Raw genomic sequence first — 25,002 nt, forward strand, 5'->3', positions numbered from 1 at the left:
GTCGGCGGGCGGGCCTAGTAGACGTTGGTCAGCCAGATCTGGTTCCAGGCGCCGCTGCAGCTCCAGACCTGGAGCTGGGTGCCGTTGGTCCAGGACTTGCCCTTCGCGTCCAGACAGCGCCCGTCGTAGCGGTTGACGACGGAGTAGCCCCAGCCGAGGGAGCCCTCCCGCAGCTCCCACAGCTGGTTGGCGGCCCTGGAACAGGTGTACAGGTACACCACGGTCCCGTCGGCCGCGGGCCGGTCGCGGGACTCGTCCAGGCACTTGCCGCTCCCGGCGTCCTGGAAGTAGACCACCGGCTCGCCGTCCGCGGTCGTGCCGACGCGGACGGCCCGCACGTTCTGGTTGCCGCTGCCGCCCAGGGTCCACAGCTGCGCCTTCGCTCTGTTGGCGCTGCCCGCGAAGGCGATGACATGCGGCGTCCCGTCGTACGGCACGTAGAGCCGGACCGCCCCCGGGACGGGATCGTGCGCTCCGTACGCCGCCGCGTCGGCGGGCAGCACGGTGAGCAGCAGCGCCGCAGCCGCGGTCGTCGCGGTGGCGGCGCGGGCGAGCAGTCTGCGCACGGTCATGGGTCCTTCTCCTCTTCCGTCACAGCGGGGCGGCCCGGATGCCCACGACGGTCGCGGAGGCCGTTTGCACGGCGGTTGCGGCCCGGTTGCCGCGGTCCTTGACCGAGGATCACCGGCTCGGGCAAGCTCGCTGCAAAATTCGGGGGGCCGGGTGTTCGAGTTCGATGTCCTGGGACCGTTGTGCGTGCGCCGGGAGGGCCGATCGGTGGCACTGCCGGCGCCGATCCTGCGCCGGCTGCTGTGCCTGCTGCTGGCGGGCGGCGGACGCCCGGTGTCCGCCGGGCAGCTCCAGGACGCCCTGTGGGACGGCGAACCGCCGCCGAGCTCGCGCAAGACCCTGCAGGTCCATGTGCACCGGCTCCGCCGCGAGCTGGGGATCGAGGACCGGCTGCGCCACGGACCGCAGGGGTACGCGCTGACCGTCCACGACGGCGAGCTGGACGCATGGCGTTTCACGGACCGCGCGGACCGGGGGCGGCGGGCGCTGCGGAGCGGGGAACCGGCACGCGCCGCCGAGCTGTTCCGCGAGGCGCTGGCGCTGTGGCGGGGCCCGGCCTACGACGGCGTGCCCGGTGGGCCGGTCGTCGCCGCCGAGACCGGGCGGCTGGAGGAGCTCCGTGTACGGGTGCACGAGGAGTGCGCGGGCGCGGAGCTGGAACTCGGCCGGCACGCGGAACTCGTCGCCGAGCTGACCGCCCTGGCGCACCGCCACCCCTACCGCGAGGAGTTACGGGGACACCTCATGCTGGCCCTGCACCGGAGCGGGCGCCGCGCGGAGGGCCTGGCGGTGTTCCGCGAGACCCGCGCGCTGTTCGCGGAGCATCTGGGCATCGATCCCGGTGAACCGCTGCGGCGGCTGCACGAGGCGATGCTGCGCGCCGACGAGGGTCTGGAGGTCCCGTCACCGGCGCTCGCGGGGCCTCCGCGGCCACGGCCCGGGGGGCCGCCGCGCCGTGCGGGCGCGTTGCCCGCGCAGGCCACCGGCTTCGTCGGGCGGCGCCCGGAGGTGGAGGCGGTGCGGGCACTGCTCGCCGGTTCCCGGCTGGTGACGCTGACCGGCGTCGGCGGGGTCGGCAAGACGCGGCTGGCGCTGCAGGTGGCCGAGGAGGAGAGCGCCGCCTTCCCCGACGGGGCGTGGCTGGTGGAGCTGTCCTCGGTACAGGAGGGGGAGCTGGTCGCACACGCCGTGGCACAAGCACTCGACCTGCACGACTGGGCGCTCCGGCCGCCGCTGCAGGCGCTGCGGGAACATCTGGCCGGCCGGCGGCTGCTGCTGGTGCTGGACACCTGTGAGCATCTGGCCGACGCCTGCGCCCTGTTGGCCGAGACCCTGCTGCAGAGCGCTCCCGGCATCCGCGTCCTGGCCACCAGCAGGGAGTCCCTGGGTGTCGCCGGGGAGCAGATCTACGTGGTCGCGCCCCTGCCCGTGGCACCGCGGGATCCCACCGCTTCGCGGGACGGGGTCGCGGACGCCGTCGCCCTGTTCGTCGACCGGGCACGGGCCGTCGACCGGCACTTCGCGCTGACCCCGCTCAACCGGGCGGCGGTCGGCCGGCTCTGCGCCCTGCTCGACGGCATCCCGCTGGCGATCGAACTCGCCGCCGTGCGGCTGCGCTCCCTGTCGGTGGGTCAGATCCTGGAGCGCCTGGACGACCGCTTCACGCTCCTCGGCGTAGGACGCCGGACGGCGCTGCCCCGGCACCAGACGCTCAGGACGGCCATCGAGTGGAGCCACCAGCTCTGCTCGCCGGGCGAACGCCTGCTGTGGGAACGGCTGTCGGTCTTCTCCGGCAGCTTCGACACGGAGGCCGCACAGGACGTCTGCGCCGATGCCGAGCTGTCGCGCGCGGCAATCCCCGACCTGCTCGCCGGCCTCGTCGACAAATCGGTTCTGCTCCGCGAGGAGGACTCGCTCGGGGTCAGGCTCCGCATCCTCGACACGGTCCGCGAGTACGGCGCCGACCGGCTGCGGGGGCACGGCGAGCAGGACCGTCTGCGCCGCCGCCACCGGGACCACTGCCTGGCCCTGGCGCACCGCTTCGAGGACGACTGGTTCGGGCCGCGTCAGCTCCTGTGGCACCGGCGGGTGCTGCACGAGCACGCCAACATCCGCGCGGCGCTCGACTTCTGCCTGTCCCGGCCCCCGGAGCACCGCACCGGCCTCGAACTCGCGGGCACCCTGTGGGTGTTCTGGGTGGCCTGCGGGCTGTTCATGGAGGGGCGGCACTACCTCGACCGGCTGCTGGGACTGGAGCCGGCGCCGAGCGAAGAACGGCTCAAGGCGCTGTGGGCCTGCGGACACGTCGCCCTGGGCCAGGGCGACACCGAGACCGTCGACCGGGTGGCCGGCGAGTGCCGGTCCCTCGCCGACAGGCACGGCGACGGTGTCGCGGCCGCCTTCGCCACCCACCTGCTCGGCGCCGCCGCGGCCCAGCGGGGCGACGCCGGGACGGGTGTCGCCCTCGCGGCCGACGCCGTCCGCCTCAGCCGCGCGCTGCCCCGTACCGCCGACCGGGAACGCGGGCTGGCCATGGCCCTGGTGGGCGAGGCATTCGCGCTGCTGATGAACGGCGAGCTCGACGCGGCCGCCGCGGCCGTCGACGAGCAGCAGGCCCTGTCGGCCTCCCGCGGCGAGATCTGGACGCGCTCCTGGAGCAGCAGCCTGCGAAGCTCGGTCGACCTCGCCCGCGGGGAGACCGCGTCCGCCGTCGCCCACGCGAGGGCCTCGCTGAGGGTGCGCCGGATGCTCGGCGACACCCTCGGCGTGGCGATGTGCGTCGACACGCTGGCGCACGCCGCCCTCGCCTCGGGCGACGCCGACGGCTCCGCCCGCCTGATGGCCGTCAGCCGCCGGGTCTGGGAGATGTTCGGTCCGCCCCAGTTCGGCTCCCCCGAACTGCGCGCCGCCCAGGACCTGTGCGCGGAGCAGGCACGCAAGCTCATCGGCGACGCGGCGTACGACAGCGCCTTCCGCGCCGGCGGCGCTCTGGACCTGGAGGACGCGATCTCCTTCGCCCTGGGCGGGAGCTCGCGGTCCCCATGGGACCCCGGAGGGCCGTGGGGACCGCGGTGACGACCGCCCCGACCGCGGGCGTTCGGGAACCGGCTCCGCTCAGAGCGCGCAGTCGCGGTTGGGGATGTACAGATCGAGCCAGGTGTTGGACCCGACGATGCCGTCCACGCCACCGGGTGTCCGGTTGCAGCGCTGCACCGCGCGAACGGCCTCGTCGGTCTTCGTCCCGAACTCGCCGTCCTCGGACAGCCAGTAGTCGTAGGCGCTGCTCCCCACGTTGATGAGGCACTGGATCTGCTTCACTGCGGCCGCCGTGCTCGCGTTGTAGGGGCCCTTCTTGAGTGTCGGGCGGTTCCAGTCGTTCACGTAGTTGCACTCTCCGTAGGTGTCCGCCGCGTGCGCCGAGGTCGGTGCCACCAGCCCTCCCAGGCACAGCGCGGCGACGGTGGCGCCCACGGCGCCGATGCGGGCACGGTTCATGCGCATGGTCTGTCCCCTCCACAACCTGCCGGATACGCGCCCCTGTCCGGGGCGCCGGTGAACAGCGTCCGCCCCGCCGGATGCGGTACGGATGCGCCGTGGTTGCGCCACGGTTGCGGGTGGGGCCGGCCAACTGCCGTGCGGGAAATCGATCACGCGCCGTCCGCCCTCTTGGCGTGGCACCCGGTGACGTGCTGGACTTCGGCCCAACCGTGCTCGATGACGCGCTTCGGGGAGGGCAAGTGGCGGACACCGCCATGTCGGACGCAGAAGTGGGACCCGACGCGACGGGTGGCGGTACACCGCCCGACGTGTCGCGGCTGCGGGGCCGCGGGTGCTGGACGGAGGCCGCGCAACTGCTCGCACCGCACGCGGAACGGTTGCCGGCGGCGGCGACAGGGCGGGCGGCCCTGCTGATCGAGCGCTGCATGTTCACCCTGGACGGCTGGGCGGAGGCGGAGGACGCCCTGCGTACCGCCGAGGCCCTGGCCCGTACGGACGACGAGCGCGGCGAGGCCGCCTGCGAACGCGGCAACCTGGCGTACCTGGCGACGCTCTTCGGGCTCCGCGACCGGGCCGACGAGGCGCGGGCGGCCCTGATGCGCAGCGCGGCGCTGCTGGCACCCGGCGCGGCGGGGCGGCCCCTGCTGGACTTCCGGCGCGGCCTGGTCGCGGAGAACCTGGGCGACGACCCGGCCGCGGCACGGGCCGCGTACCGCCGGGCGCACGCGGGGGCGGTGGCGCACGAGGACGTGCTGCTGACCTCGTACACCTGGCGGCACCTGGCGGGGCTGGCGGCCCGCGACGGGGACGTCGCCGAGGCGCGGCACGGCTTCACCGAGTCGCTGCGGATCCGTGTGGAGCTCGGCTACGCCGTCGGGGTCGCGCCGGCCCTGACCGCGCTGGCCGGGGTGACGCCGGATCCCGAGGCGGGACGGCTGCGCGCGGAGGCGACGCGGCTGTTCCGGACGCTGGGCGGGGTGCCCGTGTGGCTGGCCGAGGAACTGGAGGCGGCGGAAGGCTGAGCGTCACGCCCCGGAGAAGTGCTCGCGCACCAGTGACTCGACGGTGGCGAGATCGCCGGAGACCAGTGCCTCCAGCAGCGCCGCGTGCTGCGTGGCGTCGGCGACCAGGCGGGCGCTGATGCCGCGCACGGGGGCGGCGCCGGGCCGGGCGTGGCCGTGGTCGTCCGTGACCGGCCACTGCGACCTGCGGTGCAGCTCGTCGGCGACGGCGACGAGCTGCCGGTTGCCGGACAGCTCCAGCAGGGCGCGGTGGAAGGCCCGGTCGGCCTCGGCGTAGGCGGCGCGGTCGCCCAGGGCCGCGGCGGCGACCGTGGCCTCGGCGAGCGGCCGCAGCTGCTCCCAGCGGGACGCCGGAAGGGTGCGGGCCATGCGCAGCACGACGGGGACCTCCAGCAGCGCGCGCACCTCGGCGAGCTCGGCCAGGTCCCGGCGGCTGCGCTCGGCGACCCGGAAGCCCTTGTTGGGCATGGCCTCCACCGCGCCCTCGCGGGCCAGCAACTGCATCGCCTCGCGCACCGGGGTGGCGGAGACCCCGAAGCGCTCGGCGAGGGCGGGTGCGGAGTACACGGCCCCGGGGCGCAGCTCGCCGGTGAGCAGGGCGCCGCGCAGGGCGCGCAGGACCTGGTCCCGTACGGTGTGCCGCTCGGGCAGCCGGCGCGGCCGGGGGAACCCTTCGGCGCGCTCCGGGACGGCCCCGGCGCCGGCCTCGGTACCGGGCTCGGCGTGCGGGTGGGCGCCGCGGACCCGCTCGTCGTGACCGGGGGGCAGCCCGGGGGCCGCGGCGGCGGGCGCCGCGGGGCGCCGCTGGGCGCGGGGGGCGTACTCCACAGGGGCTCCTTCGGGCAGTCGTGTGCGCTGGCGCACTCCCGCGGGGAATGTGCGCCGTCCTCTATTGCAACACGCTCGGCGACCGGCTTCGAGCCCCCTGGCGGACGGCTCTGCCCCGGCAAGATCGTCCGAGGTATGCCATACCTCGTGCGGATCTTTCGCCCATGTCGTCCGATGACCCGTCAGGTCACAGGTTTCGACTCGATCAACTGAACCAAACCCGCTCCTCAGTTCGAGTATTCTGTCGATCTCGTCCCACGCCACCCCTCCGTTGGCGTTCTCTTGCCCTGAAACCGCGTCACGCGTCCGAGGCGTTCGCCAGGATGGCGCGCGGACGCCGTCTCGCGGCCCGAGCGCGACGGTACTGCGACGCAAGGAATCGCACGATGAGACTTACGGACATAACGCTGGACTGGGCGCTCCCGGGCGCCGTGGGTCTGGCGGTCCTCGCCGCCGCGGCGGTGTTCCTGCGCAACCGCAAGGCCCGCAAGGAGGACGCGGGCCAGGCCGATTCCTGGGAGCGCGCGGAGGAGCGGCGCCGCAAGAAGGAGGCCGTGTACGGCACCGCCTCCTACGTCCTGCTCTTCGGGTGCGCCTCGGTCGCCGCGGCGCTGTCCTTCCACGGCCTGGTCGGTTTCGGCCAGCAGAACCTCGGCCTCTCCGGCGGCTGGGAGTACCTGGTGCCCTTCGGGCTCGACGGCGCGGCCATGTTCTGCTCGGTGCTCGCCGTCCGCGAGGCGAGCCACGGTGACGCCGCGCTGGGCTCGCGGCTGCTGGTGTGGCTGTTCGCGGGCGCGGCGGCGTGGTTCAACTGGGTGCACGCGCCCCGCGGCGGCGGCCACGCCGGCGCCCCGGAGTTCTTCGCGGGCATGTCGCTCTCCGCGGCGGTGCTCTTCGACCGCGCCCTGAAGCAGACCCGCCGGGCCGCCCTGCGCGAGCAGGGACTGATCCCGCGGCCGCTGCCGCAGATCCGCATGGTCCGCTGGCTGCGCGCGCCCCGCGAGACGTACGGCGCCTGGTCGCTGATGCTGCTCGAGAACGTGCGCACCCTGGACGAGGCCGTCGAGGAGGTCCGCGACGAGCGCGCCCGCAAGGAGCAGGAGGCCATGCGCCGCCGCGAGCACGAGCGCCTGGAGCGGGCCCGCATCAAGGCGATCAACCGGCAGCACCGGATCTGGAACCGCGGCGGCCGCAAGTACGAACTGCCCTCCTCCGCCGCGGCCGGCGCCCAGTCCGGCGCGGAGCCTGCCATAGAACCGGAGAAGGCCGAACTGCCCTTGCGCTCCCGCCCGGCCCTGTCGCCCGTACGTGAGGAGAGCGCCCGTACGACGATCGACCTCACCGCCGAGGACGACACCATGGCGCTCCCGAAGCTGGACTCGCTGGAGCGCAAGCTCGCCGACCTGGAGCGCCAGTACGGCTGATCCCGCACGTCCGTGACGTCTCATCGCGCCGCTGCCCCGGCCCGGAACCCCGGCCGGGGCAGCGGTGCGTCCAGGGGCGGTCGCCGTCGGCGGTGGGACAGGGGCGGTCGGGCGTGGGCGGGTCAGCAGGTCTCGGCGCCGAGTTCGAACCAGACGATCTTCCCCGTGCCGTCACCGTCGGGGCGGACTCCCCACGCGTCGGCGAGCGACTGGACGAGCAGCAGTCCGCGGCCGGAGGTGCGGCGGTCGGAGGGGGCGCGCAGCCGGGGGTGACGGGTGGTGAAGTCCCGTACCTCGACGCGCAGTCGGCGGGACGGGGCGGGCTGCAGGGTCACCGTGAGGACGGCGCCGCGGTCGGTGTGGCGCAGGGCGTTGGTGACGAGTTCGGTGGTGAGGAGTTCCGCTGTGTCGGCGAGGGCGGGCACGCCCCAGCTCCGTAACGCCTCGCGCAGCAGCCTGCGGACGTCGGCGACGGCCGGCAGGTCGGCGTGCTGGAGAGGCCGGTGCAGCCGGCGCGCCTCGACGGGCCCACCGGCCTCCCTGCTGCCCGGCTGGACAGGCTGACGTTCCATCGGCTCCGCTCCGGCCGCTGACGCCCTTTCGGGTTCGAACATCTACGCGCAATGCATGCCCCACCGCGACCACGTCCAGTCATGGAGCGGCGACGGAGCGCTCCCGAATTCCATTGCATGCAATGCATGCAATGGATACAGTGGAGGGGTGCAGCAGACGGACGCCGCGCGCACGCGGCTGCGGGAACTGATCCTGGACGGGGTGTACGCCCCCGGCCAGCGCCTGACCGAGCTCGAGGCCGCGGCGGTGCTGGCCATGAGCCGTACGCCGGTGCGGGAGGCGTTCCGGGCACTGGTCGCCGACGGGCTGGTGCGTTCCGCGGGGCGCGGGGTGAGCGTGGTCGAGCTGGGACCGGCGGCACTGCGGCACGCGTACCAGGTGCGGGGCGTGCTGGAGGGGCTGACGGCGGAGCTCGCCGCGGAGCGGCAGCGGCGCGGGGAGATAGCGCCCGCCGAACTGACCGCGCTGGAGCGGCTCGCGGCAGACACGGAGGAGGCCACGGCCGCGGGACGGCTGGTCGAGGCCGTCCGGCACAACCGGCGCTTCCACGGCCGGATCGCCGTCCTGTCGGCGAACCCGGTGGCGGCCGGGTCGCTGGAGCGGCTGTGGGACCAGATCCAGGTCTCCACACGGCGGTCGCTCGCCGCACCGGAGCGCCCGGAGCAGGTCGCCGCGCAGCACCGCCGCCTGCTCGCCGCGATCGCCGCCGGCCGCGCCGGGGAGGCCCACGCGGCCGCCCGTGAGCACGTCATGGACACCTGTTCCGCCCACGAGCGGGACGGGACGGAGGAGGAGCGTTAGCCGTGCCCGACATCAGCAAGCGCCACACCTACACCACCGAGGTCGTCTGGACCGGGAACCGGGGGACGGGCACCAGCACGTACCGCGGCTACGGACGGGAGCACGAGGTCGCCGCGCCCGGCCTGCCCGTGCCGCCGATACCCGGCAGCTCGGACCCCGCCTTCCGCGGCGACCGCGCCCGCTGGAACCCCGAACAACTGCTGCTCGCCGCGCTGTCGCAGTGCCACATGCTCTCGTACCTGCACGTGTGCACCGTCGCCGGAGTCGTGGTCACCTCCTACACCGACCGGGCGGAGGGCACGATGGAGGAAACCGGTGACGGCGGTGGCCACTTCACCCGGGCCCTGCTGCGGCCCCGGGTGGAGGTGGCCTCCGCCGCCATGGTGGACGCCGCCGTCGAGCTGCACGCCGACGCCCACCGGTTGTGCTTCATCGCCGGCTCGGTCAACTTCCCCGTGGCGCACGAGGCGGAGGTGACCGTCGCCGCGGGCGGCTGAGCGCCCTTGGGCGGCGGGCCCGGATCAGCGCAGTCCCCGCAGCACGTTGCCCTCGGTGGTGAGGTAGTTGGAGCGGTAGTCGAAGCGGCGCGCCCGGGCGAACAGCAGGTAGTAGTACTTGGCGTTCTCGCTGAACCAGTAGGCCGGGGTCAGGTCGCCCAGCTTCATGGGACGGGCGGTCACGTCACGCACCACGGTGTACCCGTTGGCCACCTTGCAGTACTGCTTCTGCCGCCGGAACATCTCGGCGGCCCGCCGCCGGTAGAGCTCCTTGCCCGTGGCCAGCCACAGGAAGAGGCAGGAGTCCACGTACTCCGGCCGCAGCGGGTAGGAGGCGTCCAGGGCGCGCATGCCCCGGTAGTCGAGGCTCTCGGGAGGCAGGCGGAAGGAGCGCAGGGCGGCGGCCCAGCTGTCGTGGTAGGCCTCGCCCTCGGCGACGCGGCCGCTCTGGGCGAGCAGCCCGGCGTAGAAGGCGGTCAGTTCGGACTGCGCGTGCCCGGTGGTGGCGCCCGTGCGCATGTCGGCCTGGCGGAACCAGAGCCGTCCGGAGCGGCGCTCGGTCAGGTGCTCGAGGACGGCGGCGGTGAGCGTGGTGTACCAGGTGCGCAGGTCCTCGTCGCGGTACAGCTCCCAGCCGTCCCAGAGGTACTCGTAGAAGGAGTCGACGGGCGGGTCGAGGGTGGCGGTGGTGCCCGTCCACACGCCGGTCTCGACGTTCATGCCGGTGCCGAGCAGGTTCAGCCGCGAGCGGCGGTCGTAGACGGCACGCAGGGCCTTCTTCGCCGCGTCGTAGTACTTCCGGTCCCCGGTGAGCCGGGACAGCTCGCCGAACTCGGTGATGCAGGTGCCGATCTCGGCGAGGTAGTTCTCCTTGCCGGAGACCGCGCCGGTGGCCAGGTTCACATAGCGGTAGGGGGCTCCGGTGGGCGACCGGGTGAAGGCGGGGAGCAGCCGGTCGGCCAGGTCGCGGGCCCGGTCCAGCAGGACCGTGTCCTTGGTGGCCAGGTGCCCGGAGAGCAGCCCGCCGACCAGACGGATGATCGTCTCGAAGACCTGCACGGAGGCGTCCTGGCCGAGCACGAGGTCGTCGCGCACCCACTGGACGCCGGCCTCCAGCTCCTCGTCCAGCTCCATCAGGTAGAGGGTGTCCAGCGCCTCGACGATCGTCAGGCCGAGGGTGCTGCCGGGGATGAAGAAGTCCGAGCCGGCGCCGGCGAGCGGCCGCAACTCGTCGCGTCCCCAGGCGAGTCTGCGATAGGCGTCCCAGGCACTGCGGAACTCGGTGACGGACGCGCGGGCCAGCGCCGCGTACGGGTCGGCGGCGGCCGCCGCCGTACCGGGCAGGGACACGGAGGGGACGGCGGCGAGGGGGGCGAGCCGGGCTGCGGCACCGAGCAATCTGCGCCGGGAGAGTCCGCCGGGACGCGCGATTTTTCTCATGCCCCGAAAACCCCGTCCGCCTTCCGGGCGTTACGGGACACCACCGCATTGACGGGGAATCCATCCGGTGAGCCGACCCGAGGAGCTGAGATGCACGACGACCGTCTGCTGGTCGAGGGCCGTCTGACCAGGGCCATGGACCAGTTCGTCCGGCCCGCCCGCTACGCCGACCGGGTGCCGCTGGGCATGTCGGTGTGGCACGTGGAGGACCGCAGGGGCGAGCCCCCGCCGGTCGGCGAGGCGCTGGAGGCGTGGTCGAACGGAAGGTTCGAACCGTTCTCCGTGGGCACGCCCTGGGGGCCGCCGTGGTCGACGAGCTGGTTCCGGCTGGAGGGCACCGTGCCGGCGGCCTGGGCGGGCCGCCGGGTCGAGGCCGTGATCGACCCGGGGTTCGGCAACGACGGCCCGGGCTTCGTGGCCGAGGGGATGGTCTACGACGCCGAGGGGGTACCGGTCAAGGGCGTCCACCCGCTCAACCGCCATGTCCCGGTGGCCTCTCCCGCCGCCGGGGGTGAGCGGGTGGGCCTGCTGCTGGAGGCCGCGGCCAACCCCGCCGTGCTGCGGGACTGGCGGCCGACGCCGCTGGGCGACGTACTGACCGCCGGGTCCGGTCCGCTCTACCGCTTCGACACCGCCGAACTGGCCGTACTGGACGAGGACGTCTGGCACCTCGTGCTGGACGTCGAGGTCCTCGAGGGCCTGATGCACGAGCTGGACTTCCACGATCCGCGCCGCCACGAGATCCTGCGCGCGCTGGAGGACGCCCTGGACGCGCTCGACCTGCACGACGTGCACGCCACCGCCGCGGACGCCCGTCGTCAGCTGGCCGGAGCGCTGTCCCGTCCCGCGCACGCCAGCGCGCACCGGGTCTCGGCGACCGGCCACGCCCACATCGACTCGGCGTGGCTGTGGCCGCTGCGGGAGACCGTCCGCAAGGCCTCCCGCACCTTCGCCAACGTCACCGCGCTCGCCCGCGACTACCCCGAGCTGGTCTTCTCCTGCTCGCAGGCCCAGCAGTACGCCTGGGTGAAGGAGCACCAGCCGGTGGTGTGGCAGCGCATCCAGCAGGCCGTCGGGAACGGCAACTGGGCCCCCGTCGGCTCCATGTGGGTGGAGTCCGACGCCAACATGCCCGGCGGTGAGGCGCTGGCCCGGCAGCTCGTCCACGGCAAACGCTTCTTCCTCGACGAACTCGGCGTGGAGACCGAGGAGATCTGGCTGCCGGACTCCTTCGGCTACACCGCCGCGTTCCCGCAGCTGGCGAAGCTCGCGGGGGTCCGCTGGTTCCTCACCCAGAAACTGTCCTGGAACCAGTCCAACAGGATGCCGCACCACACCTTCTGGTGGGAGGGCATCGACGGCACCCGCGTCTTCACCCACTTCCCGCCCGTCGACACCTACAACTCGCAGCTCTCGGGCCGTGAACTGGCGCACGCGGTGCGGAACTTCGCCGAGAAGGGCCGCGCCACCCGCTCCCTGGTGCCGTTCGGCTGGGGCGACGGCGGCGGCGGTCCCACCCGGGAGATGATGGAGAAGGCCCGCCGGCTGCGCTCCCTGGAGGGGGCGCCCCGGGTGGAGATCGAGAAGCCCGCCGCCTTCTTCACCGCCGCCGAGGCCGAGTACGGCAACCGCGCCCCGGTGTGGTCCGGCGAGCTCTACCTGGAGCTGCACCGCGCGACGTACACCACGCAGGCCAGGACCAAGCAGGGCAACCGGCGCAGCGAGCACCTGCTGCGCGAGGCCGAGCTGTGGTGCGCGACGGCGGCGCTGGAAGCCCCGTCCTCGTACGCCTACCCGTACGAGGAGCTGGACCGGATCTGGAAGACGGTGCTGCTGCACCAGTTCCACGACATCCTGCCGGGCAGCTCGATCGCCTGGGTGCACCGTGAGGCACGCGACACCTACGCGCAGGTGCGGGAGGAGCTGGAGCGGCTCGTCGCGGCGGCGGTGCGGTCACTGGGCGGCGGCCGGTCGCAGGGCTCCCCCGCCGTGCTCAACGCCTCGCCGTACGCACGGGAGGAGGTGGTCGAGCTGGACGCCGCGGCAGCGGCGGCCCTGCCGGAGGGCAGCGGCGCGCAACCCCTGGCGGACGGCCGGGCGGCGGTGGCGGTCGGCGTCCCGGCGCTGGGCACCGCGGCCGCCGGGGGCCGGGCGCAGTCCGCGGCCGAGCCCGTGCGCGCGGTCCGGGAGGACGGGCTGACCGTGCTCGGCAACGGCCTGCTGCGGGTCGTCGTCGACGCGGACGGGCTACTGGCCTCCGTCCGCGACCTGGCCGCGGACCGGGAGGTGCTGGCGCCGGGGGCGCGCGGCAACCTGCTGCAGCTGCACCCCGACCACCCCACCAAGTGGGACGCGTGGGACATCGACCGCCACTACCGGCGCAAGCACACCGACCTGACGTCCGCGGAGTCCGTCGAGCTCGTCGAGGAGGGCCCGCTGCGGGCCGCCGTCCGGGTGGTGCGGGCCTTCGGAGGAAGCCGGGTCGTCCAGGAACTGCGGCTGACCGCCGGGAGCCGCCGGCTGGACGTGCTCACGGAGGTCGACTGGCGCGAGTCGGAGAAGGTGCTGAAGGCGTCCTTCCCGCTGGACGTACTCGCCGAGCGCTCCACCGCCGAGATCCAGTTCGGACACGTCCACCGCCCCACCCACGCCAACACCGGCTGGGACGCCGCCCGGTTCGAGATCTGCGCCCACCGCTGGCTGCACGTCGGTGAGCCCGGTTACGGGATCGCGCTGCTCAACGACTCCACCTACGGCCATGACGCGGGACGTTCCGGCACGGACACCACCGTCCGGCTCACCCTGCTGCGCGCCCCGCACAGCCCCGATCCGCACACCGACCAGGGCACGCACCGCTTCCGCTACGCCCTGCTGCCCGGCGCGACCGTGGGCGACGCGGTCGCCGAAGGGCTCGCCCTCAACCTGCCGCTGCGGCAGGCTGATTCACTGCCGCCGCTGCGCCCGCTGCTGCGGGTCGGCCACCCCGGCATCACGGTGGAGTCGGTCAAGCTCGCCGACGACCGCTCGGGCGACGTGGTGGTGCGCCTGTACGAGTCGCGGGGCGACCGCGCCTCGGGCACGCTCACCACGGGCTTCCCACTCGCCGGGGCCCGGGTCGCCGACCTGCTGGAACGGCCGGTGGCGGACGCCGGGCACGAGGGCGACGCGGTCGCCGTCGCGCTGCGCCCGTTCCAGGTCCTGACGCTGCGGCTCACCCCCGGGCCGCGTCAGGCGTCCCAGACGGCGACGGCGGTGCGGTCGTCGGCGTAGCCCTTGACCCGGGTCTGCGTGTCGCCGAGGAAGGCGGGCAGGCCCGGGGGCCCGGCGGCACCCCACCGCTGCGTCAGGTGGGCGACCAGGGCGGGCTCCCCGCGCAGCGGCCCGGCCAGGCCACCGCTGCACAGCAACAGGGTGTCGCCGGAACGGGCCACGGAGGCGCGGAAGCGGAAGCGTACGGCCGGGCTGTCCTCGGTCTCGGCGCGCTCGTCGGGCCGCCAGGGGTCGAGGTCCTGCCATTCCCCGCCGCGGATGCGGTAGAGCCCGCCGTCGCCGACGCCGAAGAAGAGCCGGATGCGGCAGTCGGGGTCGGCGGGCAGCAGCAGGCAGCGCAGGGTGGCGCTGTACTCGGCCGGGTCCAGGCCCAGGTCCTCGCCGCGGGCGCGCAGGCGTCCGTAGCAGCGGTCGGTGAGCCGGTGCAGCCCGGACTTCAGGGAGCCCCGGCGGGAGGCGCGGATGTCCTCGCTGAGCCGGGCGTGGCTGCGGCCCACCGCCGCCGCCATCCAGGTGCAGGCGTCGCGGGCGGCACGGTGGGCGGTGTCCGAGGTGCGCGGTCCGGTGGCGACGGCGATCAGCAGCAGCGCGTCGTCGCCGGCGCCGAAGCGGGCGGTCAGGACGGCGTCCCGGCGCGGCTCGCCCCGGTAGCGGGCGGAGTCGCCGCGCACCGAGGCCGTACGGACCGTCAGCAGGCCGTACCGGGCGCCGTCGAGCTCGGTGTCCGGGACGAGGTCGTCGAGGCCGTCCGGGTCGGCCGCCGGCCAGGCGGTGGGCTCGGGGTCGTACGTGGGCGGGCCGTCGCCGACGTACGGCGCCTGCGGGAGGGCCGGCTCCGGCCGGACGGTCGGTGCCGACCCGACGGCCGGGGCGGCGGGCGCCGGGGGCGCGGAGGGCGTCGCGGACCGCACGGGGTCCGGGCCGGGTTCGGCCGGGGCCCAGCCCGGAGGAAGCCCGGGCGGCTCCGAGGCCGGTCCGGGCGCCACCGGGGGCTGGGGCGGGCCCTGGTACTGCCAGGGGCGCGGGGCGGCCGCCGGGGGCGGGGCCGGGCGGCGCAGCCGCAGGGTGTCGGGCGGGCCGGCGTCGTCCGCGTCGGTGCCGACCCCGTACCCGGCGGGGGCCGTGCCCGGATCCGTGCCCGCGCGACCGCCGTCACCGGGCGCGGCCGGCGGGTCCGTCTCCTGCGGGGCGGCCTGCCGCGGCACCCCGCCGCCGTCCGGCTCCTCGCCGAGCGCGGAGAGCGCCGAACTGTAGCGGTCGTCGAGCGTGTCGCCCGGCTCCCGGCCCCCGGGGTCGGGCTGTCCGTACAACTGCCGCCACCACTCGTCCTCTTGGCGGCGGTCCGTCTCCCCCTGCTGACTCATGCCCCTATTGTCCACCGGCGGGCGCGCGGCGGAACAGGGTTCGGGTACGCGAATGGTCCGACGGGCGGCCGGCTCCCTCCTCGGGCCGCACGTCGGACGATCCAGTAGGGACACCTTGCCAGGACAGGGGTTCGAGCAGGGATGATGTCGGGCGGCGGGATTACGCCATGGCTCATTTCCGCCATGCCCTGTGTGTTGCGTTCGCGTTCTCCGGATCAGGAAGGGGTGCCCGTGCTCGGTGCCATAGGGCTGGACGATGCCCAGGAGGCGGCGTACCGCGCCCTCGTGGGGCTGGGGGCCGCCGAGGTCGTCGACCTTTCGCACCGGCTCGGCATGCCCGAGGACGAGGCGGCAAGGACACTGCGGCTGCTGGAGCGGCACGGCCTGGTCGCGCAGTCCTCCGCCCGGCCCGGCCGCTGGGTGGCCGCCCCGCCCACGGTGGCGCTCGGCGCGCTGCTCACCCAGCAGCGGCACCGGCTGGAGCAGGCCGAACTGACGGCGGCCGTGCTGGCGCAGGAGTACCGGGGCGAGGCGGCGGAGCCCTCGGCGCACGACCTGGTGGAGGTGGTGACCGGGGCGAGCGCGGTGGCGCACCGCTTCAACCAGCTCCAGCTGGGCGCGGAGAAGGAGGTCTGCGCCCTCGTGACGGGCACCCCGATGGTGGTGTCGGGGATGGAGAACACCGCCGAGGAGCGCGCCGCCGAACGCGGGGTGGCCTTCCGCGTGGTCATCGAGCGCGAGGTCATCAGCGGGCCGAACGGCGTCGCCGAACTCACGGCGGCGCTCGGCCGCAGGGAGCAGGTGCGGGTGGTGGACCGGGTCCCGACCAAACTGGTGCTGGCCGACCGGTCGCTGGCGATGGTGCCCATGGCCCGGGACGCGGGAGGGCCCGCCGCGCTGGTCGTCCACGGCAGTGGCCTGCTCGACTCCCTGATGGCCCTGTTCGAGAACGTCTGGCGCGAGGCCCTGCCGATCCGGCTGGGCGCCGGGGGCGCCCTGCGGGAGGAGTCACCGGACGCGCCCGATTCCATGGACCTGCAGATCCTGTCGCTGCTGCTGGCCGGGCTCACCGACGCCAGTGCCGCCAAGCAGCTGGAACTGGGTCTGCGGACGGTGCAGCGCCGCGTGAAGCGGCTGATGGAACTCGCCGAGGTGACGACCCGGCTGCAGCTGGGCTGGCACGCGTACGAGCGGGGCTGGGTGGAACGCAACCCCGGCTGATCCGCGGGAACTTGGCGCGCCGGCGACGAGGCCGGAAAACCAGGGGGCGCCGGGGCCCGGCTTCGGGCACGCTGGGCCCATGGGGACCGGACAGCTGTGCCTGATCGGTGCCGTCATGCTGTCCGGACTGCTGGGCGTGCTCGTTCCGGGCGCGCCGGGCCCGCTGATGTGCTGGGCCGCGGTCCTGTGGTGGGCGACCCATCTGCACACCCCCTTGTCCTGGGGCGTCCTGGCGGCGGCGACCGCTGTGCTGCTGCTCAACCAGGCCGTCCAACTACTGCTGCCCACCCGGTCGGTGCGCGAGGCCGGGGTACCCCGGCGGGCCTTCCTGGTCGCCGGGCTGTGGGCCGTCGCCGGCTTCTTCCTGCTGCCGGTCGTGGGCGCGCCCGCCGGTTTCACCCTCGCCCTCTACGGCGGCGAGCGGCTGCGGCTCGGCAGCCACGGCGCGGCCTGGTCCTCCACCCGTACGGCCATGCGCGCCGCCGGAACGGCGCTGCTGGTCGAGCTGTTCGCGTGCCTGCTGGTCGCCGGGGCGTGGCTGGTGGCCGTCCTCGGCTCGTAGGCCCGCGGTACGCGGCCCGCCGCGTCGCCGTCCTTCGGCGGAATCGTCAGGGCTCCGTAACAGCAGGATCCCCCGGGGCCCCGCTCCCGTCCTCCCGAGTGCACGTACGGAACACGGAACACGGAACAGCGGACACGGACACGGGGAGCGGTGCGGACATGGGGTGGAGCGGGATGCGCGGGACGAACGGCCGGGTGCTGGCGGCGGCGTTGGGCGTGGCGGGGGTCGCCGCGCTGGCGTCGGTCTGGACCGCCCAGGCCGGCACCGCCGACGGGCGGCAGGCGGCGGAACGTCCGGTGAAGCCCTCCGCGTCCGCCGAGCCCCGGCCCATACCCGGGCAGACCTCCGTGCCGGACGCCGCACTGCCCGCCCCCGTGGTGAACATGGACATCGCCCACGCCTCGGACAAGGGCCCCCGGGGCGTCAACATCACCATCGACGACGGACCCGACCCGCAGTGGACCCCGCAGATCCTCCAGGTGCTGAAGGACAACGGCGTGAAGGCGACCTTCTGCATGGTCGGCCCGCAGGCCCGGGCCCACCCCGACCTGGTGAAGGCGGTGGTGGCCGCCGGGCACCGGCTGTGCGACCACTCCGTCGCGCACGACACGACGATGAACGGCAAGTCGCGGGAGTACCAGGCGAAGGAGGTCCTGGACGCCGAGCGCATGATCACCCGGGCCTCGGGCGGCGTCCGGCCGCTGTACTACCGCGCTCCGGGCGGTGCCTTCACCCCGTACAGCCGCCAGCTGGCGGCCTCCCGCGGCATGCGCCCACTGGGCTGGAACGTCGACTCCGAGGACTTCAAGCAGCCGGGCACCGCCGCGCTGGTCGCCACCGTCAAGAACGAGATCTCCAACGGGCCGACGGTGCTCTTCCACGACGCGGGCGGAGACCGCGAGCAGACCGTCGAGGCGCTGCGGCAGGTCCTGCCCTGGCTGAAGCAGCAGGGCTACGCCTTCGGCTTCCCGGTGCGCTGACCGCCCGGCGGTCGTCCGGCACAACACAGAGAGCGCTCTCAGGAACTGCCTCCGAGCCGCGGGGAGAGCGCTCTCTCCGCGCTTCCGGGAGGGACTACGCTGTTCCCGTCCCGAGAGGAGCACCCCTTGTCCGACCAGATCACCGGAGCGCGCCCGACGCTCGAAGCCGTCGCCGAACGGGCCGGGGTCTCCCGGGCCACCGTCTCCCGGGTCGTGAACGGCGGGACGGGGGTGCGCGAGGCGCTGGTGGAGAAGGTCCGCAAGGCCGTCGAGGAGCTGGGCTACGTGCCCAACCAGGCGGCCCGCTCGCTGGTCACCCGGCGCACCGGGGCGGTCGCGGTCATCGTCGCGGAGCCGGAGAGCCGGGTCTTCGCGGACCCCTTCTTCGCGCAGCAGCTGCTCGGCATCAGCCGTGAGCTGGCGGTGCACGACTCGCAGCTGGTGCTGCTGCTGGTGGAGGGCCCGGCCGACTACGACCGTGTGGGCCGCTACCTGGCCGGCGGGCACGTGGACGGCGCGCTGGTCTTCTCGCTGCACGCCGAGGACCCGCTGCCCGGCATCATCCGCCGGATCGGGCTGCCCACCGTCTTCGGCGGCCGCCCCGGCTGGCCGGGAGCGGAGGGGGACCGCAGCCTGCTGTACGTGGACTCCGACAACCGCGGTGGCGCCCGCGAGGCGGTGCGGCACCTGGTCGCGCTGGGGCGGCAGCGGATCGCGACCGTCACCGGTCCCCTGGACCAGACCGCGTCGGTGGACCGCCTCGACGGCTACCACGACATCCTGATGGACGCCGACCCGCGCCTGGTCGTGGAGGGCGACTTCTCCGAGACGGGCGGGGAGCGCGCCATGGCCCGGTTGCTGGACCGGGCGCCGGACGTGGACGCCGTCTTCGTCGCCTCCGACCTGATGGCCTGCGGCGCGCTGCGGGTACTGCGCGAGCGGGGCCGGCGGGTGCCGGAGGACGTCGCGGTCATCGGCTTCGACGACATGGCCTCGGTGGCGGAGCTGTCCGACCCACCGCTGACCACGATCCGTCAGGAGATCGAGGAGATGGGCCGGCTGATGGTCAGGCTGCTCGTCCGGGGGCTGGAGCGGCGGGCGGCGGAGGACAGCGGCGGCCGGCCGCTGTCCTCGCTCGTCACCCCGACCCGGCTGGTGCGGCGCGCCAGCGCCTGACCGGCCGGGGCTCAGAGCGCGCCCTGCTCCTTGACCACACGGCGGGCCTGGGCGAAGAGCATGCCCACGTTGACCGACCGGCGGCAGACGACGACGGCGACGGCGTCCTCGTTCTGGTTGTTCCGCATGAACAGGTGGGTCAGGTTGTCGCTGTTGACGAGGATCTCCTGGAAGTAGTGCGCGTCGCTGGTGACCCCGCGGCGCTCCTTGAAGACGTCCTCGATCATCACCACCGTGCGCCCCTGGAAGAGGTCGAGCGTCGCCGCGGCGAGCAGGTCCAGGACCTCCGGCGGGTGGCTGTCGACGGTGTCGACGGACAGCAGCATGCCCGTCGACATGTCGACCACTCCGGCGGCGAGGCAGTCGGGCACCTCCTGGCGCAGGGTCTTCACCAGGCCCATGACCTGGTCGGACAGGTTGCCGTGCGGGCGTTTTCCGGTGGTGCTCACAGCACTCCTTCTGCGGTCTCGGCTGGGGGCGGGGTCGTCATCCGAGGACTCCCTCGGGGTCGTGCGCGGACTCCGGCGCGGGCACGGCGCCCGGTCCGGGATCGGGCGCCAGCAGGATCGCGCCGATACGATCGACGGCGGACCTGGCCTGGACATGGAGTTGGGGGACGTTCATGCCCTCGTCGCCCACGACGACGAGGAGCGCGGTCTCGCCGACCGCGTAGACGGCGGTGTAGCCACCGCTGCCGCAGGTCACGGTCCTGCGGAGCGGGCCGCGCAGGGCCGCCGCGGCGATCCGCCGGGCGAGCCCGAGGCTGGCCGCGGCCAGCGCGGCGAGCCCGTTGGGGTCGATGGCGTCCTCGGTGTCGGCGGCGATCAGCAGGCCGTCGACGGCCGCGACGGCCGTGTCGGTGACGCCGACCACCTGGTCCCGCAAAGCGCGCATCTCGGCGACCAGGGCGTCATGATTCATGCACGTGCACCTCCTTGAATTCCCTTCGGTCGGTGTTCCGTTGGTCCCCGGGGATTTCGGTCACGGGGAATCGGTCCGGCTCCGTCCGCGCGGCCGGAGAAATCCTTTCCAGCCCGTTTGCGGGCGGCTCGCGTCGAGCGCCTCACGAATACCGCTGGCGCCCGGTTCACGGCGGGGCAGGCCTTCGGCGGCCGGGGCCGCCGCGGGGGCGTCACCCGGTTCCCACTCCGGCAGGGGCGGGTACGGACCGGGGCCGGGGGCACCCTGCGGGGGAGCGGCGGGAGGGCGCGGTGCGGCGGGCCCTCCCGCCGGTCCCGCCGGCTCGACCGGGGCCACGGCCGTGACGTCGGGGGGCGGCGGCGCCGGGTCCGGGACGGGCGGCGGCAGCGGGTGCGCCGGCGGGGCCGGAACTGTCTCGACGAGGCCCTCGGCGCACATCCGGGCGACCTCCACCGTGATGGTGTAGACCCCCCGGCCGATGAGGAACGCGATGTCCCGCGGGCTGCGCCGCCCGTTGGCGCAACCGAGGATCTCGCGGCGCACCGGGGCCAGCGGTTCGTCCGCCCAAGCGGGCGGCCCCACGGCGGCGACCCGGTCGCGGTCGGGGGAGACCGGGCGCGGCAGCGAAGCCAGCGCGGTCAGCCGGCGACCCGCCTCCACCAGCAGTTCCTCCGGTTCCACCCCGGGGGCCAGGCCCGGCGGCAGGACGTCCGGCGCGCCGGGGTCGAAGGCGCAGTTGTCCAGCCGTCCGGCCAGCACGGCGAAGACCGCGTCCTGAACGGCCATCATGTGCAGCACCTGGAACTCGGCCGTGCCGAGGCGTCCGCCGGCGGCGATCGCCGCGCCCGGCAGCAGGCCCGTTCCGGCGGCGTCGTGGGCGGCGTTCCACTCGTCGGCGTCGATGCGCCCGGAGCGGACGAGCAGGGTGCCGACCCCCGGCGCCCCGGGGCTCTCCACGGCCACGACCGCACCGCCGAGCAGATGGAAGGCCCCGCCGGGACTGCCCTGGACGTGCAGCACCCCGGTGGCCCGTTCGTCGCGGCACCTGGACAGCGCACGGCCGAGCAGACCGTGCGCGGCATTCCGGGCGGGCACGGAACCGGATGGTGCCGAGGTCATCGCTCCCCTTGCTGCGTCTGTTCGGGCATACGGGCGGGCGGACTCGCGGGCATTGGGACGGGAGGCGCGGAAAAGCCGTACTCATGCACGAACATTCACGCCGGCGGGTAATTTCTAGCAGCCCTCCGACACGCCTCTCCGGCCATCGCACGACATGGCCGAGGACGAGTACTTGAGCCCTGCAGATGTCAATTTCGTGCCTCTCGGCGACCGTTCCCGCGCCAATGGGCTCAGGCATCCGGAGAGCTTCGCGAAGGGTCACGGCGCCGGCCGGCGATGCCGTCAAGACGTGGAGCCGCGCGGGGCCCGGGGCCGCCCCACCGGCCGTTGTCCATTCGGCTCTTGACGAATCACCGGCCGCGGCGGCACTCTCCTGGGCATCGCTTGAGAGCGCTCTCAACAGCCGCTGCCGAGGGCCCTCTCACCCGTCCCGAAGCCATGGGAGGCTTCCATGCCCATCGCCCGAGCCGCCAGACGCGCCACCCTCCGACTCGGGGCGGTCGCGCTCGCCGGAGCGCTCCTCGCCGCCTGCGGATCCGGTTCGACCGGCACGTCCGCGGACAAGGACGGCAAGGTCACGATCACCGTCGACCTGTTCGGCACCTTCGGCTACAAGGAAGCCGGCCTGTACGACGCGTACGAGAAGCTCCACCCCGGTGTCACCGTCAAGGAGAGCAGCACCGAGAACGAGGCCGACTACTGGAAGGCCCTGCAGACCCGGCTCGCGGGCGGCGGCGGCCTCGCCGACGTCCAGGGCATCGAGGTGGGCCGCATCGCGTCGGTCACCCAGCAGCAGGCCGACAAGTTCGAGGACCTGGGCGCCTTCGGCGCGAAGGACCTCAAGGACGACTTCTCCGCCGCCAAGTGGGCCGCCGCCACCACCTCCGACGGCCGCACCCTGGGACTTGGCACCGACGTCGGCCCCGAGGCGATCTGCTACCGCACCGACCTGTTCGAGAAGGCCGGCCTGCCCACCGACCGGGCCCAGCTGGCGCAGAAGTGGTCCACGTGGGACGGCTACCTGGAGCTCGGCAAGCAGTACAAGGCGAAGGCCGGGGCCAGGAGCGCCTGGGTCGACAGCGTCGGCAGCCTGTACTCCGTCATCGTCGGCCAGGAGAAGGAACGTTACTACGACGCCTCCGGCAAGCTGATCTACGACGACAACGCCGCGGTCAAGGCGGCCTGGGACATCTCCGTGAAGGCAGCGCAGGACGGGCTGAGCGCCAAGCTCGCCCAGTGGACCCCCGCCTGGAACCAGGCCTTCAGCAGCGGCTCCTTCGCCACCATCGGCTGCCCCGCCTGGATGCTGGGCTACATCAAGGGCCAGGCCGGCGACGCCGGCAAGGGCAAGTGGGACGTCGCCCCGCTCCCGGGCGGCGCCGCGGGCAACTGGGGCGGGTCCTACCTGGCCGTCCCCAAGGGTTCCGCGCACGCCAAGGAGGCCTTCGCGCTGGTCAAGTGGCTGACGGCCGCGGAGCAGCAGGCCAAGCTCTTCAGGAAGCAGGGCAGCTTCCCCTCCAACGTCGGGGCGATCGAGTCCGTCAAGGACGTCACCGACCCGTACTTCAGCGACGCGCCCATCGGGCAGATCTTCGGCGCCGCGGCCGAGGCCTCGCCGGTGCAGGTGCTCGGCGTGCACGACGGTGACGTCAACCAGCAGATCACCAACGGGCTCGGCGAGGTCGAGCGCAAGGGCACGGACTCCGCGACGGCGTGGAGCCACGCCAGGAAGGGCGTCGAGAACGCCGTCGGCTGACGGCCCCGCACCGCCGGCGCCGGGCGCACGGGACCGCTCCCCGGTCCTCCGCGCCCGGCCGCCCGAGCCCCGCCACTCCCCCGACCCGAAGGTCCCGCCCCATGACCCTGACCGCCACCGCGCCATTGCCCCCGCGGCGACTGCTCGCCCGGCTGTCGCCCTACGCCTACATCGCGCCGTTCTTCGCGCTCTTCGCCGCGTTCGGGCTGTTCCCGCTGCTCTACACCGCGTACGTCTCCCTCTACCGCGTCGAACTCCAGACCCCCGGCGAGATGGAATGGCGGGGCCTGGACAACTACACCGCGCTCCTGCGCGACGACTTCTTCTGGACCGCGCTGCGCAACACCTTCACCATCGGGGTCGTCTCCACCGTGCCCCAGCTGCTCCTGGCGCTGGGCCTGGCCCACCTGCTCAACTACAAGCTGCGCGGACGCACGTTCCTCCGGGTCACCATGCTCCTGCCGTACGCCACGTCCGTTGCCGCCGCGACCCTGGTCTTCGCGCAGCTCTTCGGCCGCGACTTCGGCCTGGTCAACTGGGCGCTCGGGCTGGCCGGCATCGGGCCCGTCGACTGGCAGTCCGGGACCGTCGCCTCGCAGGTCGCGGTGTCCACGATCGTCACCTGGCGGTGGACCGGATACAACGCGCTGATCTACCTCGCCGGGATGCAGTCCATCCCCGGGGAGCTGTACGAGGCCGCCGAACTCGACGGCGCCTCGCGGTGGCGGCAGTTCCTCCACGTCACGCTGCCCGGCCTGCGGCCCACGATCCTCTTCACGGTCGTCGTCTCCACGATCGGCGCCACCCAGCTCTTCGGTGAACCCCTGCTGTTCGAGGGGAGCATCTCGGGCGGGATCTCCCACCAGTACCAGACCCTCGGCCTCTACATGTACGAGCAGGGCTGGGGCTACTTCCACCTGGGCCGGGCCGCCGCCATCGCCTGGGTGATGTTCGTCCTCATCGTCCTGCTCGTGCTGCTCAACACCGCGCTGGCACGGCGCCGTTCACGGAAGGGGGACCGCCGGTGAGCGCGCTCCTCGCACGGCCCCGGCCCGCCCGCGACACCGGGCCCGCACGCCCCCTCCCCCGCCTCCGCCCGGCCCGGCGGCACCACGGCGGCCGCCTCGCCTACGCCCTCCTGATCGTCGCGGCGGTGATCTCCGCCTTCCCCTTCTACTGGACGGTCGTCGCCGCGACCCGTTCCAACGCGGAGCTCGCCGCGAGCCCTCCGTCGCTGCTGCCCGGTGGCAGGCTCGCGCACAACGTCCGCCAGGTGCTGGAGCAGGCCGACATCGGCAAGGCCCTGCTCAACTCCCTGGTCGTGTCGGGGTCCGTGACCGTCGGCACCGTGCTGTGCTCCACCCTCGCCGGGTTCGCCTTCGCGAAACTCCGCTTCCGGGGCCGCAACGCGCTGCTCGCCCTGACGGTCGGCACGATGATGATCCCGCCCCAGCTGGGCGTCATCCCGCTCTTCATGCTCATCGCCGAGCTGCACTGGGTGAACCAGCTCCAGTCCGTCATCCTCCCGGGTCTCGTCTCGGCGTTCGGCGTCTTCTTCATGCGGCAGTACCTCGTGCAGTCGCTCCCAGACGAGCTGATCGAGGCGGCCCGCGTCGACGGGGCCTCGACGGCGCGGATCTTTTGGAGCATCGTCGTGCCGATCGCCCGGCCGGGGATGGCGGTGCTGGGGATGCTCACGTTCATGGCGTCCTGGAACGACTTCTTCTGGCCGATCATCGCGCTCACGTCGCAGGAGCCCACGGTGCAGGTTGCCTTGCGGCAGCTGGGCGGGGGGTACGTGCACGACCAGTCCGTGATCATGGCGGGCACGTTGCTGGGGACGGTGCCGGTGCTGGGGGTGTTCGGGCTGCTGGGGCGGCAGATCGTGGGCGGGATCATGCAGGGCGCGGTAAAGGGGTGAGCGGTGCCGCGCCGACCGGTTGTCTGTGTGCGGGTGCGTTTGTGGTTGCGGTTGGGGTT

At 73.8% G+C, this 25,002-nt stretch carries 22 protein-coding genes; 13 read left to right on the plus strand and 9 right to left on the minus strand.

From position 1 onward, the window contains the following. Window positions 1–14 precede the first annotated feature (14 nt). Window positions 15–572 carry an RICIN domain-containing protein gene (locus tag ACFW3D_RS04600; RefSeq protein WP_500501231.1) on the minus strand — a complete coding sequence of 186 codons (558 nt, stop codon included), beginning with the start codon at window positions 570–572 and terminating at the stop codon, window positions 15–17. A gap of 205 nt (window positions 573–777) precedes the next feature. Here ACFW3D_RS04600 and ACFW3D_RS04605 point away from each other — a divergent pair, with 205 nt between their 5' ends. After that, a complete protein-coding gene (locus ACFW3D_RS04605) occupies window positions 778–3,645 on the plus strand; it encodes an ATP-binding protein (protein ID WP_500501233.1) in 2,868 nt (955 codons plus the stop codon). Window positions 3,646–3,684: 39 nt separating this feature from the next. Here the strand turns inward: ACFW3D_RS04605 and ACFW3D_RS04610 are convergent, their stop codons facing one another. After that, a complete protein-coding gene (locus ACFW3D_RS04610; protein ID WP_500501234.1) occupies window positions 3,685–4,071 on the minus strand; it encodes a peptidoglycan-binding domain-containing protein in 387 nt (128 codons plus the stop codon). A gap of 251 nt (window positions 4,072–4,322) precedes the next feature. Here ACFW3D_RS04610 and ACFW3D_RS04615 point away from each other — a divergent pair, with 251 nt between their 5' ends. Further along, window positions 4,323–5,090 (plus strand): hypothetical protein, encoded by a 768-nt coding sequence (locus ACFW3D_RS04615; protein WP_500501235.1) that lies wholly within the window; start codon window positions 4,323–4,325, stop codon window positions 5,088–5,090. 3 nt (window positions 5,091–5,093) lie between these two features. On the opposite strand, the gene ACFW3D_RS04620 is transcribed toward ACFW3D_RS04615, so the two are convergent. Further along, entirely contained in the window at window positions 5,094–5,918 is an 825-nt protein-coding gene (locus tag ACFW3D_RS04620) for a GntR family transcriptional regulator (RefSeq protein WP_500501237.1), read from the minus strand. A 386-nt stretch (window positions 5,919–6,304) separates the two neighbouring features. Here ACFW3D_RS04620 and ACFW3D_RS04625 point away from each other — a divergent pair, with 386 nt between their 5' ends. Further along, window positions 6,305–7,342: a DUF2637 domain-containing protein gene (locus ACFW3D_RS04625; RefSeq protein WP_500501239.1), complete on the plus strand. Its 1,038-nt coding sequence runs from the start codon at window positions 6,305–6,307 to the stop codon at window positions 7,340–7,342. Window positions 7,343–7,464: 122 nt separating this feature from the next. Here ACFW3D_RS04625 and ACFW3D_RS04630 read toward each other — a convergent pair whose 3' ends face one another. Then, a complete protein-coding gene (locus tag ACFW3D_RS04630; protein ID WP_500501241.1) occupies window positions 7,465–7,914 on the minus strand; it encodes an ATP-binding protein in 450 nt (149 codons plus the stop codon). Between the two features lie 148 nt (window positions 7,915–8,062). On the opposite strand from ACFW3D_RS04630, the gene ACFW3D_RS04635 reads away from it, so the two are divergent. Both ACFW3D_RS04635 and ACFW3D_RS04640 read left to right on the plus strand, forming a co-directional pair. Further along, window positions 8,063–8,716 carry a GntR family transcriptional regulator gene (locus ACFW3D_RS04635; protein ID WP_500501243.1) on the plus strand — a complete coding sequence of 218 codons (654 nt, stop codon included), beginning with the start codon at window positions 8,063–8,065 and terminating at the stop codon, window positions 8,714–8,716. A 2-nt stretch (window positions 8,717–8,718) separates the two neighbouring features. Next, entirely contained in the window at window positions 8,719–9,213 is a 495-nt protein-coding gene (locus ACFW3D_RS04640; RefSeq protein WP_500501244.1) for an OsmC family protein, read from the plus strand. A 24-nt stretch (window positions 9,214–9,237) separates the two neighbouring features. Here ACFW3D_RS04640 and ACFW3D_RS04645 read toward each other — a convergent pair whose 3' ends face one another. Next, window positions 9,238–10,653 carry a glycoside hydrolase family 47 protein gene (locus ACFW3D_RS04645; RefSeq protein WP_500501245.1) on the minus strand — a complete coding sequence of 472 codons (1,416 nt, stop codon included), beginning with the start codon at window positions 10,651–10,653 and terminating at the stop codon, window positions 9,238–9,240. A gap of 90 nt (window positions 10,654–10,743) precedes the next feature. On the opposite strand from ACFW3D_RS04645, the gene ACFW3D_RS04650 reads away from it, so the two are divergent. Continuing rightward, window positions 10,744–13,923 carry an alpha-mannosidase gene (locus ACFW3D_RS04650; RefSeq protein WP_500501247.1) on the plus strand — a complete coding sequence of 1,060 codons (3,180 nt, stop codon included), beginning with the start codon at window positions 10,744–10,746 and terminating at the stop codon, window positions 13,921–13,923. On the opposite strand, the gene ACFW3D_RS04655 is transcribed toward ACFW3D_RS04650, so the two are convergent. Beyond that, window positions 13,881–15,287, minus strand: coding sequence for a protein phosphatase 2C domain-containing protein (locus ACFW3D_RS04655; protein WP_500501248.1), 1,407 nt, complete (start codon window positions 15,285–15,287; stop codon window positions 13,881–13,883). The genes ACFW3D_RS04650 and ACFW3D_RS04655 overlap by 43 nt on opposite strands. A gap of 231 nt (window positions 15,288–15,518) precedes the next feature. On the opposite strand from ACFW3D_RS04655, the gene ACFW3D_RS04660 reads away from it, so the two are divergent. The 4 genes from ACFW3D_RS04660 (at window position 15,519) to ACFW3D_RS04675 (ending at window position 19,226) form a co-directional block, all read left to right on the plus strand. After that, a complete protein-coding gene (locus ACFW3D_RS04660) occupies window positions 15,519–16,508 on the plus strand; it encodes a helix-turn-helix domain-containing protein (protein ID WP_500501250.1) in 990 nt (329 codons plus the stop codon). A 79-nt stretch (window positions 16,509–16,587) separates the two neighbouring features. Continuing rightward, a complete protein-coding gene (locus tag ACFW3D_RS04665) occupies window positions 16,588–17,070 on the plus strand; it encodes a DUF456 domain-containing protein (protein WP_500501253.1) in 483 nt (160 codons plus the stop codon). Window positions 17,071–17,243: 173 nt separating this feature from the next. Further along, a complete protein-coding gene (locus tag ACFW3D_RS04670; protein ID WP_500501255.1) occupies window positions 17,244–18,050 on the plus strand; it encodes a polysaccharide deacetylase family protein in 807 nt (268 codons plus the stop codon). A 126-nt stretch (window positions 18,051–18,176) separates the two neighbouring features. Beyond that, window positions 18,177–19,226, plus strand: coding sequence for a LacI family DNA-binding transcriptional regulator (locus ACFW3D_RS04675; protein ID WP_500501257.1), 1,050 nt, complete (start codon window positions 18,177–18,179; stop codon window positions 19,224–19,226). Window positions 19,227–19,237: 11 nt separating this feature from the next. On the opposite strand, the gene ACFW3D_RS04680 is transcribed toward ACFW3D_RS04675, so the two are convergent. The 3 genes from ACFW3D_RS04680 to ACFW3D_RS04690 all read right to left on the minus strand — a co-directional run bounded on the left by ACFW3D_RS04680 (window position 19,238) and on the right by ACFW3D_RS04690 (window position 21,242). After that, entirely contained in the window at window positions 19,238–19,627 is a 390-nt protein-coding gene (locus tag ACFW3D_RS04680) for a hypothetical protein (RefSeq protein WP_500501672.1), read from the minus strand. Between the two features lie 85 nt (window positions 19,628–19,712). Continuing rightward, window positions 19,713–20,147: a roadblock/LC7 domain-containing protein gene (locus tag ACFW3D_RS04685; protein ID WP_500501259.1), complete on the minus strand. Its 435-nt coding sequence runs from the start codon at window positions 20,145–20,147 to the stop codon at window positions 19,713–19,715. Between the two features lie 60 nt (window positions 20,148–20,207). After that, a complete protein-coding gene (locus ACFW3D_RS04690) occupies window positions 20,208–21,242 on the minus strand; it encodes a MarR family transcriptional regulator (protein ID WP_500501261.1) in 1,035 nt (344 codons plus the stop codon). A gap of 475 nt (window positions 21,243–21,717) precedes the next feature. Between ACFW3D_RS04690 and ACFW3D_RS04695 the strand changes: the two genes are divergently transcribed. The 3 genes from ACFW3D_RS04695 to ACFW3D_RS04705 all read left to right on the plus strand — a co-directional run bounded on the left by ACFW3D_RS04695 (window position 21,718) and on the right by ACFW3D_RS04705 (window position 24,943). After that, on the plus strand, window positions 21,718–23,022 hold the full coding sequence (locus ACFW3D_RS04695) for an ABC transporter substrate-binding protein (RefSeq protein ID WP_500501263.1): 1,305 nt from the start codon (window positions 21,718–21,720) through the stop codon (window positions 23,020–23,022). Between the two features lie 101 nt (window positions 23,023–23,123). Further along, window positions 23,124–24,050, plus strand: a complete 927-nt coding sequence (locus ACFW3D_RS04700; RefSeq protein WP_500501265.1) for a carbohydrate ABC transporter permease — start codon at window positions 23,124–23,126, stop codon at window positions 24,048–24,050. Continuing rightward, entirely contained in the window at window positions 24,047–24,943 is an 897-nt protein-coding gene (locus ACFW3D_RS04705; protein ID WP_500501267.1) for a carbohydrate ABC transporter permease, read from the plus strand. The genes ACFW3D_RS04700 and ACFW3D_RS04705 overlap by 4 nt, the downstream gene beginning before the upstream one ends. Window positions 24,944–25,002 lie beyond the last annotated feature (59 nt).

This window comes from Streptomyces sp. NPDC058864, from assembly GCF_042742985.1.
Lineage (GTDB): Bacteria > Actinomycetota > Actinomycetes > Streptomycetales > Streptomycetaceae > Actinacidiphila.

What these genes read in the sequence shown, in the direction of transcription:
- ACFW3D_RS04600 (WP_500501231.1), bottom strand. Translation starts at nt 572, where the DNA reads ATGACCGTGCGCAGACTGCTCGCCCGCGCCGCCACCGCGACGACCGCG.
- ACFW3D_RS04610 (WP_500501234.1), bottom strand. Translation starts at nt 4,071, where the DNA reads ATGCGCATGAACCGTGCCCGCATCGGCGCCGTGGGCGCCACCGTCGCC.
- ACFW3D_RS04615 (WP_500501235.1), top strand. Translation starts at nt 4,323, where the DNA reads ATGTCGGACGCAGAAGTGGGACCCGACGCGACGGGTGGCGGTACACCG.
- ACFW3D_RS04625 (WP_500501239.1), top strand. Translation starts at nt 6,305, where the DNA reads ATGAGACTTACGGACATAACGCTGGACTGGGCGCTCCCGGGCGCCGTG.
- ACFW3D_RS04630 (WP_500501241.1), bottom strand. Translation starts at nt 7,914, where the DNA reads ATGGAACGTCAGCCTGTCCAGCCGGGCAGCAGGGAGGCCGGTGGGCCC.
- ACFW3D_RS04645 (WP_500501245.1), bottom strand. Translation starts at nt 10,653, where the DNA reads ATGAGAAAAATCGCGCGTCCCGGCGGACTCTCCCGGCGCAGATTGCTC.
- ACFW3D_RS04650 (WP_500501247.1), top strand. Translation starts at nt 10,744, where the DNA reads ATGCACGACGACCGTCTGCTGGTCGAGGGCCGTCTGACCAGGGCCATG.
- ACFW3D_RS04655 (WP_500501248.1), bottom strand. Translation starts at nt 15,287, where the DNA reads ATGAGTCAGCAGGGGGAGACGGACCGCCGCCAAGAGGACGAGTGGTGG.
- ACFW3D_RS04665 (WP_500501253.1), top strand. Translation starts at nt 16,588, where the DNA reads ATGGGGACCGGACAGCTGTGCCTGATCGGTGCCGTCATGCTGTCCGGA.
- ACFW3D_RS04670 (WP_500501255.1), top strand. Translation starts at nt 17,244, where the DNA reads ATGCGCGGGACGAACGGCCGGGTGCTGGCGGCGGCGTTGGGCGTGGCG.
- ACFW3D_RS04680 (WP_500501672.1), bottom strand. Translation starts at nt 19,627, where the DNA reads ATGGGCCTGGTGAAGACCCTGCGCCAGGAGGTGCCCGACTGCCTCGCC.
- ACFW3D_RS04685 (WP_500501259.1), bottom strand. Translation starts at nt 20,147, where the DNA reads ATGAATCATGACGCCCTGGTCGCCGAGATGCGCGCTTTGCGGGACCAG.
- ACFW3D_RS04695 (WP_500501263.1), top strand. Translation starts at nt 21,718, where the DNA reads ATGCCCATCGCCCGAGCCGCCAGACGCGCCACCCTCCGACTCGGGGCG.
- ACFW3D_RS04700 (WP_500501265.1), top strand. Translation starts at nt 23,124, where the DNA reads ATGACCCTGACCGCCACCGCGCCATTGCCCCCGCGGCGACTGCTCGCC.